Raw genomic sequence first — 8,592 nt, 5'->3', positions numbered from 1 at the left:
GCGAAGGAGCTGCGCGCTGTCCTGGCGAACATCGATCCGGCGCGGGCTGGCGCCATCCCGCGCCTGCTAGCGGTCAAGGCCGACCTGGCCGAAGCGCTCGGCCAGCAGGGCGAGTATGCACAGGCGCAGGAGGTGCTGGACGGCGCGATGGAGCATCTCCAGCAGATTGTGCACACCGACCCGGCCCGGTTGCAGGTGGAAAGCGTGTATGCGCGGACCATGACTGCACAGGGCCGGCTGGTCGAGGCCCTGGCACGGCAGGAAGCGCTGGAAACAGCCTGGTCGCAGCGGCTTGGGCGGGATGATCCGCGCCTGCTCGAGCTGCGCCTGGACCTGGTCAACACCTTGACGCGGCTGACCCGCCGGCAGGAAGCGCGCGAGCGGATGGAAGCGCTGCTGCCGGAGTATCGAAGCGCGTTTGGCGAAGACTCGCCGCGTGCGCAGGCGGCCACGCTGGTGCTGGCCGACCTGCTCAATACCTTCAACGAGTACGAACGTTCCCAGGCGCTTGCCATGGAGGTGGCCCGCCAGCGGGAGCGTGGCCTTGGCAGGGAGCATCCGGAAACCCTGCGGGCCCGGGCGCTGGAGGGCGCCAACCGGGTCCGTCTTGCCCAGGCCGAACCGGAGTTCGGGCATGCGGAGGGTTTCATGCGGGAGCTGCTGGACCGGCAGGAGCGCGTGCTTGGTCATGACCATCCGGATACGCTTGCCTCGCGTTCGGAACTGGTGCGGCTGCTGGCCAAGCAGGACGAGCCACACAAGCTGCAGCGTGCCATCGACCTGCAGCGGCAAGTGCTGGCGTCGAGGGCGCGTACGCTGGGCGAAACGCATCCGGAGACCATCTTTGCGCAGGGTGGATTGGCCAGCCTGATGTCATACGTTGGGCCCTATGACGAGGCGAGGGCAATTGCGTACGCCGCGTTGGAGAGTTACGGACGTGCTTTTCCGGACGATTACCGCATGATCTCGGCCACCTGGGACGTGATCGGCCGCATCGAAGTAGGCGCCGGCCGCCACCCCCAGGCCCGCGATGCCCATGCCACTGCCTTGCGGCTGCGGGTCGACAACGCCGGGCCGCTGGATGCGCATACCATCGAGAGCGCGTCACGGCTGTACGTGGTGCTGCACGGCCTGGGCGACGAAGCAGCGATGAAGGAGGTCAGGGCGCGCTACCTGGAACCGGTGGTTGCGCTCGACCCAGCGGGATTGAACGCGTCGATGCTGGATATCCGGGAGTCAGCGCGGCTGGCGTTGCAGGGCCGGCCAGAATCGGACAAGCGCCGGGACGCGGAAGACGGCGGTTCCTGAGCGAAGTCGCCGCAAGACGCAGCAGCTGGCCTGGTTGCCCTCGCAGCGATCACCGGGCGTGAGACAAACCGTCGGGCGTGTTCCGCCGTTGCGCGCAACGATGGCCGCATGCTGCCCGCCGCGCGCCTGACCGACATGCATACCTGCCCCATGTGGACCGGACCGGTGCCGCACGTGGGTGGCCCGATCGTGGCGCCGGGCGCGCCGACGGTGCTGGTGGGCAACCTGCCCGCCGCGCGCATCAGCGACATGGTCACCTGTGTCGGGCCGCCGGATACGATCGTGTCCGGCGTGCCCAACATCCTCATCATGGGGCTGCCCGCCGCGCGCATCACCGACCTGACCGCGCATGGCGGAGTGATCGTCGCGGGCTTTCCCAAGGTGCTCTATGGCGGCTCCGCGCCGCCGCCGCCTCCGCCCCCGCCGCCGCCGCCGGACGACATGACCGCGGACGAAATCGCCTTCATGAAGGCCGGGAATTCGGCGGATGACCTCAAGCGCCGCCGCGCGGAAGAGGCGGCCAAGGAATGAGGGCGGCCCGCACAACAGCAGCCGGCATGCGCGGGGGCAGTGCGGCGGTACCGCGGCCGGCCAGCCGCCCGGCGCGCTGGCTGCAGCAGGCGATGCGGGCGCACCAGGAGGGGAGGCTGGATGCCGCGGAGGGCCTGTACCGGCGAATCCTGGCACTGCATGCCTCGCCCGACGCGCTGCATTACTACGGCGTGCTCCAGCACGGTCGCGGCCGCAGCGAGGAGGCGGTGGCCCTGATCGAAAAGGCGCTGGCGCAGGTGCCGCAGTATCCCGATGCGCACAACAACCTGGGCAACGTGCACAAGGAGTGCGGTCGGCTCGAAGATGCCGAAGCGTGCTATCGCCGCGCGCTCCAGTGCGATCCCGGCCACCACAACGCGCTCTGCAACCTCGCGGTGGTGCTGGAGGCGCAGGCGCGTCTGGACGAGGCGTTCGAGTGCCACGGGCGGCTGGCCACGCAGGCGCCGGATTTTGCCCACGGCCGTCACATGATGGGCCTGTTCCTGCGCACCCACGCCGAGCACCGGGAGCACGTGGAGCAGGCCGCAGGGTGCTTTGCCGACGCCAGCCGCCTGGACCCGCGCAACGTCCGCGCGCTGGAGGCGCTGGGGGTGACGCTGTATTTCCTCGGGCGCCAGGAGGAAGCCGCCGATGTCCATCGCGAGTGGCTGCGGCGGGAACCGGACAACCCGATCCCGCGGCACATGCTGGCCGCCTGCGGCGGCGCCCAGGCGCCGCCGCGCGCCGCGGACAACTACGTACGCGACCTGTTCGACGGGTTTGCCGCCAGCTTCGACGAGCAACTCGTCGGCAACCTCGATTACCGCGCGCCGCAGCTGCTTGCCGACGCGCTGGCGGCCGAGCCGGAAACCGGCATGCAGGTGCTGGACGCCGGCTGTGGCACCGGCCTGTGCGGACCGCTGCTCCGCGACCAGGCGCGGACCCTGGTGGGCGTGGACCTGTCGCAGGGCATGGTGACTGCGGCGCGCAGGCGCGGCGGCTACGACCGGCTGGTGGTGGGGGAGCTCACCGCGTTCATCGAAGCGGATGAAGCGGCCTGGGACGTGATCGTCTCCGCCGACACGCTGGTGTATTTCGGCGACCTGCAAGCAGTGGTGTCGGCGTCGTGGCGCGCGCTGCGCCCGCGCGGCCGGCTGGCATTCACCGTGGAAGCGCTGGCGGCCGACGGCGACCGGGTGGAGCTTGGCGCCAGCGGCCGCTACCGGCATTCGCGTGCGCACCTGGAGCGGGTGCTGGCCCGCGCCGGTTTCATGTGCCCGCGGATCGATGCCGCCGACCTGCGCAGGGAAGCGGGCGAAGCCGTGCGTGGGTGGGTAGTGGTGGCGCGGCGTGATTGACGCTTGGCCGCGCCGTGCGAAGCGGGTGAGACGAAACGTCGCCCTCGCCCCGAAGCCCTGTGTGAGCATGGGGACAAGACCGGCACGGGGTGCCAGGACGGACTGATGGCACGCAACTTCACGCTGCACTCGGCTCGGGGCGACCAGCTGCTGTTTGCATCCATGGATGCAACCGAGCGGCTGGGCGAGCTGTTCCGGTTCCGGCTGCGCATGCTTGGCAAGGATGCGCATGTCGACCTGCAGCGGCTGCTCGGCACGCCGATGGCGGTGCACATGCAGATGCCGGACGGGTACCAGCGCTGGTTCCACGGCATGGTCGCGGAAATCGAACAGACCGGCTTTGTCACCATCGACAAGGTTGCCTACGCCGAATATTCGGCAACCCTGGTGCCCCGGCCCTGGCTGCTGACGCAGCGCAATGACTGCCGCATCTTCAGCAACCAGACCGTGCCGGAGATCGTGCGCACGCTGTTGAACGAGGCCGGCTACAGCGACGTGAAGCTGAGCCTGGGCGGCAACTATCCCAAGCGCGAGTACTGCGTGCAGTACCGCGAGGACAGCTTCAACTTCATCAGCCGCCTGCTGGAGCAGGAAGGCATCTATTACTTCTTCCGCCACGACAAGGACCGGCACACCATGGTCCTGGGCGACGGGTTGGGTGCGCATGCGCGCGATCCCACGTTCGGAACCCTGCCGTACATGCCGCCCGCCCAGCAGCGCACGCGCAGCCTGCCCGCGGTGGGCGAGTGGGAAGCGGCGCGCGCGGTCCACACCACCACCCACAGCCTGACCGACTACGACCCGCTGCGCCCGCGTGCCTCGCTGGCCGTGAGCGGGGAATGCGGCCAGCACGACCTGCACCAGGTCGGCGGGCTGGAGGCGTTCGATTATCCCGGCCGCCACGTCGAGACCGCCGACGGCGAGCGCTACGCCCAGGTGCGCGCGGAGGCGCACAACGTCGAACGGTCGTGTTACCGGGGGCGCACCTATGCATCGGGAATGTCGGTCGGCGCCCTGTTTGAACTGAAGGACTTCCCGCGCCGGGAATGGAACCGCGAGTACCTGGTGATCGGCACCTCCATGCGCCTGGAGGAATCCGAATACGCGTCCGGGCAGGGGGGCGGCGGGGAGCCGTTCGACTGCAGGTTCGAGGCGATCGAAAGCGGGCTGCCGTTCCGCAGCGTGGCGCGTGCGCGCCGGCCGCTGGTCGCCGGGCTGCAGACCGCGACGGTGGCCGGGGACACGGACGAGGACATCAACGTCGACGAGTACGGGCGCATCCGGGTGGTCTTCCACTGGAATGTCGCCGGCCGCAAGGGGGATGACGTGTCCTGCCCGGTGCGCGTGGCCTCGTCCTGGGCGGGCAAGGGCTGGGGCGCGGTGAACATCCCGCGGGTGGGGCACGAGGTGGTGGTGAGCTTCCTGGAGGGCGACCCGGACCGGCCGCTGGTCATCGGCAGCGTCTACAACGCCGACCACATGCCGCCCTGGAAGCTGCCGGACAACCGCACCTGGAGCGGCATCAGGAGTCGCAGCCACCTCGGCGGCGGAGAGGATTTCAACGAGATCCGCTTCGAGGACAAGAAGGGCAGCGAGGCGCTGTGCCTGCACGCGCAGAAGGACATGCGCGAAACGGTGGAGCATGACCACTTCGTCACCGTCGACAACGACGAGACGCTGGAGGTCAGGAACGACCAGGCCGAAAAGATCGGCAACGACCGCAACCAGGACGTGGGCAACAACGACACCACCAAGGTGGGGAAGAAATTCAGGATCGACGCCGGCAGCGAGATCGAGCTGGTGACCGGCCAGTCGAGCATCGTGATGAAGAGCTCGGGCGAGATCACCATCAAGGGCACCAACATCACCATCAAGGGCCAGCAGTCGGTGAAGGCCGAGGGCGGGATGGAGGTGGACCTCAAGGCGGGCGTCAAGATGAACATCAAGTCGGACGCGATGCTGACGGCGGAGGGCGGTGCCAAGGCCGACCTCAAGGCGCCGATGCTGACGCTGACCGGGCAGGGCATCGCCCAGCTCGGCGGCGGGCTGATCAAGATCGGATGAGGAGGACGGCATGAGCGCTGTGATGCGGGCCTGCCAGGAGATGCAAACTCCTGTCGAAGCGTGTGCGCTGCTGTCGCCGGCGATGTCGCCGCACGCGGCGGTGAGCGCCCTGATCGAGGCCGGCCAAATCCGGGAAGCGTTGAAGCTGCTCACCTACCTGCTGCCCAGGCGCTACGTGGTGGCCTGGCTGTGCCAGTGCGCGCGCGGCGAGGCACTGGACGACGAAGACCGGGCCGGCGCGGCGCTGGCCGAGCAGTGGGTGCGCGACCCGAGCGAGCGCAACCGGCGCGCGGCCTACGAATTCGCCAATGCCGGCGGCTATGAATCGATCGGTGCCTGGATGGCGGCCGCGGCCGGCTGGTCCGGCGGAAGCCTGGCGCCCGCCGACCAGGAGGCCCCGGTGCCGCCCACGCCGGACCTGACGGCGCGCGCGGCGGTGGCGGCGGTCAACCTGCTGGCCGCGCACGATGCCGATAACTTCGAAGCGCGGCGCGCCGCCTTCGCCGGCAATGCGCTTGCGCTGCTCGGCGACCAGACAATCGAATCGCGAGGATGATGCAGATGTCCACACCGCAGACGCTGGTTCTCCGGCTTGCCGGCTCGCAGCCGCCGCCCGGGGCGCGGGCCCGGATGGAGTTCGCGCAGCGCGGCGGCAGCATTGGCCGCGCCGACGACAGCGACTGGGTGCTGGCCGCGCCCGGCATTTCGCGCACCCACGCGATGGTGCGCTGGCTCAACGGCATGTTCTTCATCGAGGACCGCAGCACCAACGGCATGCTGCACAACGGCGCGCCGATGACGCGCGGCGAGCCGGCCGCGCTGGGCGACGGCGACCGGCTGCAGATGGACACGTTCGAGATCGAGGTGAGCCTGCGTGCGGCCGAGGCCGCGTCGCCACCGGCCGCCGGGTGCGGCGAGCCGGAAACGGACCGGACCACGGTGGCGGCCGGGCCTGCGCCGTGGATGGGGTCGATGGACCCGGCGCCTTCCCCGCAGTCCGTCACCGACGACCTGCTGGCCGACATCGGCCTTGGCGCCGGCGGTTCGCTGGATCCGCTGGACCTGCTCGGGCCGGCGCCAGCGCCGCCGACGCAGGACCAGGCGCCGGACGCGGGGAACTGGAACCACACTCCGGCATCGGCCGATCACTTCCAGCCGCCGCGCCCGCCCGCCGGCGGGGTGCAGTTGCCGGAAGAGTGGGACCTGACCGGGTTCGACGCGCCAGCGCCGCCGCCGGTCGCGTCGACCGCGCCGGATCCGGTGCCCGCTCCGGAGCCTGTCTCCGCGCAACCGGCCTCCCAGCCGCCGCCCTCCCGGCCCCCGGCGGCCGACGCACCCGCTTCCGCGCCCGCGCGCCAGCCGACCGCGCTGTCGCCGGAAACGGCCGAGATCTTCGAGATCGTGGTCGACGGGGTGATGGAGGTGCTGCGCGCCCGCGCCGAGATCAAGAACACCTTCCGGCTGCCGGTGACGATCGTGCAGCGCAGCGAGAACAACCCGCTCAAGTTCGCCGCCACGCCGGCCGAGGCGATCGACCGGATCATGGGCGCGGACAACGCAGCCTTCCTGTCCGGCGCCGATGCCTTCGAGGACGCCTTTGACGACATCCGCTGCCACCAGATGGCGATGCTGGCCGGCATGCGCGCCGCGTTCGAGTCGCTGCTGTTCCACTTCAACCCGGACCGGATGGAGCAGGAACTCGACAGCTCCGGAAAGCGCTCGCCGTTCTCCGGCAAGGGCCGCTACTGGGAGCGCTACCGCGAGAACTTCGCCAATGCGGTGAAGGATCCGGACGAAAGCTTCCGGCGGATGTTTGGCGACGAGTTCGCGCGCGCGTACGAAGCGCAGCTTGCGCGACTGAAGTCCGCGCGCAAGGGACAGCGCCACTGAGACGAAATGACGGGTTCGCACGCTGGGCAGCGCCGACAATCCCCGGCGTTGCCGCGCCGTGCGCCGGCAGCCGCTGATGCAGACGGAGTGGCGCAAGGGGATGACCCAGAACAGCAAGATCGTATGGAGCGAAGGCCTGTTCCTCAGGCCCCAGCACATGCAGCAGCACGAGCGCTACGTGGAGCGCTTCGTGAACCTGCGTGCCGGCGATCTGCGCCCGTTCGCCTGGGGCTTTTCGGAGCTGGAGCTGGAAACCGACCTGCTCGCGGTCGGCAGCCTGGGCATCCGCCGCGCGCGCGGGGTGTTCCCCGACGGCACGCCGTTCTCGATGCCCGACGATGATCCGCTGCCGCCGCCGCTGGAAGTGGACGCGGGCTGCCGCGACCAGGTGATCTACCTGACCCTGCCGCTGCGCACGCCGTCGCAGCCCGACAGCGCGTGGCCGGAAGCGTCGGGCGACGGGCTGTTCCGCTATCGGGTGCGCGAGACCGAGGTGGTCGATGCCTCCGGCAGCACGGAGGGTTCGGTGCTGCTGGAGGTGGGCGGCATGAGCGCGCGGCTGCTGCCGCAGTCGCAGCCGCTGGAGGGGCTGACCCGGATCCCGGTGGCGCGCGTGGTCGAGCGCCGCTCCGACAACCGGATCGTGCTGGACGAAGCCTTCATCCCGACCACGCAGGCGTCCCGCGCGGCGCCGCGGCTGTCCACCTTCCTGGTGGAGCTGCTGGGCCTGCTGCACCAGCGCGGCGAGGCGCTGGCCGGGCGGGTGGCGCTGACCGACCGCGGCGGCAGCGCCGAGATCGCCGACTTCCTGCTGCTGCAGGCGGTGAACCGCTGGCAGCCGCTGGTGGCGCACTGGTCCGAATCGCAGTCGCCGCACCCCGAATCCTTGTACGCGTCGCTGGTATCGATGGCCGGCGAACTGGCCACCTTCACCGCGCCCGGCAAGCGCCTGGCGGCACTGCCGCCGTACCGGCACGATGCCCAGCAGGAAAGCTTCGAGCCGGTGATCGCGGCGCTGCGCGGCAGCCTGAGCGCGGTGCTGGAGCAGAACGCCACGGCGATCCCGGTGCAGCGGCGCAAGTTCGGCGTCTGGGTGGCGACGGTGCCGGACCCGGGGCTGCTGGACAGCGCCGCCTTCGTGCTGGCGGGCAAGGCCGACATGCCGTCGGAGGAACTGCGCCGGCAGCTTCCCGGCCAGGCCAAGATCGGGCCGGTCGAGAAGATCCGCGACCTGGTCAACCTGCAGCTTCCCGGGGTGGCGATCAAGGCGATGCCGGTGGCGCCGCGGCAGATTCCGTACCACTCCGGCTACCTGTACTTCGAATTCGACAAGCAGTCGCCACTGTGGCGCGAGCTGAAGACCTCGGGCGGGATTGCCTTCCACTTCGGCGGCGAGATGGCGGGCCTGGACCTGCAGCTCTGGGCGATCAGGGGGTGAGCC

Annotated in this window: 6 protein-coding genes and 1 pseudogene; all 7 read left to right on the top strand. The window is 70.1% G+C overall.

Features of this window, described 5'->3' with window-relative positions:
- Nucleotides 1-1,308 (top strand): tetratricopeptide repeat protein (locus tag WCE59_RS06745; protein ID WP_343257975.1); only part of this gene is annotated, 1,308 nt, incomplete at its 5' end.
- Between the two features lie 108 nt (nucleotides 1,309-1,416).
- Nucleotides 1,417-1,701 (top strand): annotated as a pseudogene (locus WCE59_RS06740) (PAAR domain-containing protein); the annotation flags it as partial.
- 164 nt (nucleotides 1,702-1,865) lie between these two features.
- Nucleotides 1,866-3,197 (top strand): tetratricopeptide repeat protein, encoded by a 1,332-nt coding sequence (locus WCE59_RS06735; RefSeq protein WP_343257974.1) that lies wholly within the window; start codon nucleotides 1,866-1,868, stop codon nucleotides 3,195-3,197.
- 105 nt (nucleotides 3,198-3,302) lie between these two features.
- Nucleotides 3,303-5,261 carry a type VI secretion system Vgr family protein gene (locus WCE59_RS06730; protein WP_343257973.1) on the top strand — a complete coding sequence of 653 codons (1,959 nt, stop codon included), beginning with the start codon at nucleotides 3,303-3,305 and terminating at the stop codon, nucleotides 5,259-5,261.
- Nucleotides 5,262-5,271: 10 nt separating this feature from the next.
- Complete coding sequence (locus tag WCE59_RS06725) at nucleotides 5,272-5,817, top strand: DUF6931 family protein (RefSeq protein ID WP_343257972.1); 546 nt, start codon at nucleotides 5,272-5,274, stop codon at nucleotides 5,815-5,817.
- Nucleotides 5,818-5,822: 5 nt separating this feature from the next.
- The gene (gene tagH, locus WCE59_RS06720; RefSeq protein ID WP_343257971.1) at nucleotides 5,823-7,151 is read left to right on the top strand and encodes a type VI secretion system-associated FHA domain protein TagH; all 1,329 of its coding nucleotides are present in this window, start codon (nucleotides 5,823-5,825) and stop codon (nucleotides 7,149-7,151) included.
- Nucleotides 7,152-7,251: 100 nt separating this feature from the next.
- Nucleotides 7,252-8,589 carry a type VI secretion system baseplate subunit TssK gene (tssK, locus tag WCE59_RS06715; protein WP_343257970.1) on the top strand — a complete coding sequence of 446 codons (1,338 nt, stop codon included), beginning with the start codon at nucleotides 7,252-7,254 and terminating at the stop codon, nucleotides 8,587-8,589.
- Nucleotides 8,590-8,592: the final 3 nt, after the last annotated feature.

It is taken from the genome of Luteimonas qiangzhengi (genome assembly GCF_039548515.1).
In the GTDB taxonomy this organism is placed as follows: Bacteria; Pseudomonadota; Gammaproteobacteria; order Xanthomonadales; family Xanthomonadaceae; genus Luteimonas.
Note: the sequence above shows the minus strand (reverse complement) of the source record. Positions and strands in the feature narration are given on the sequence as shown.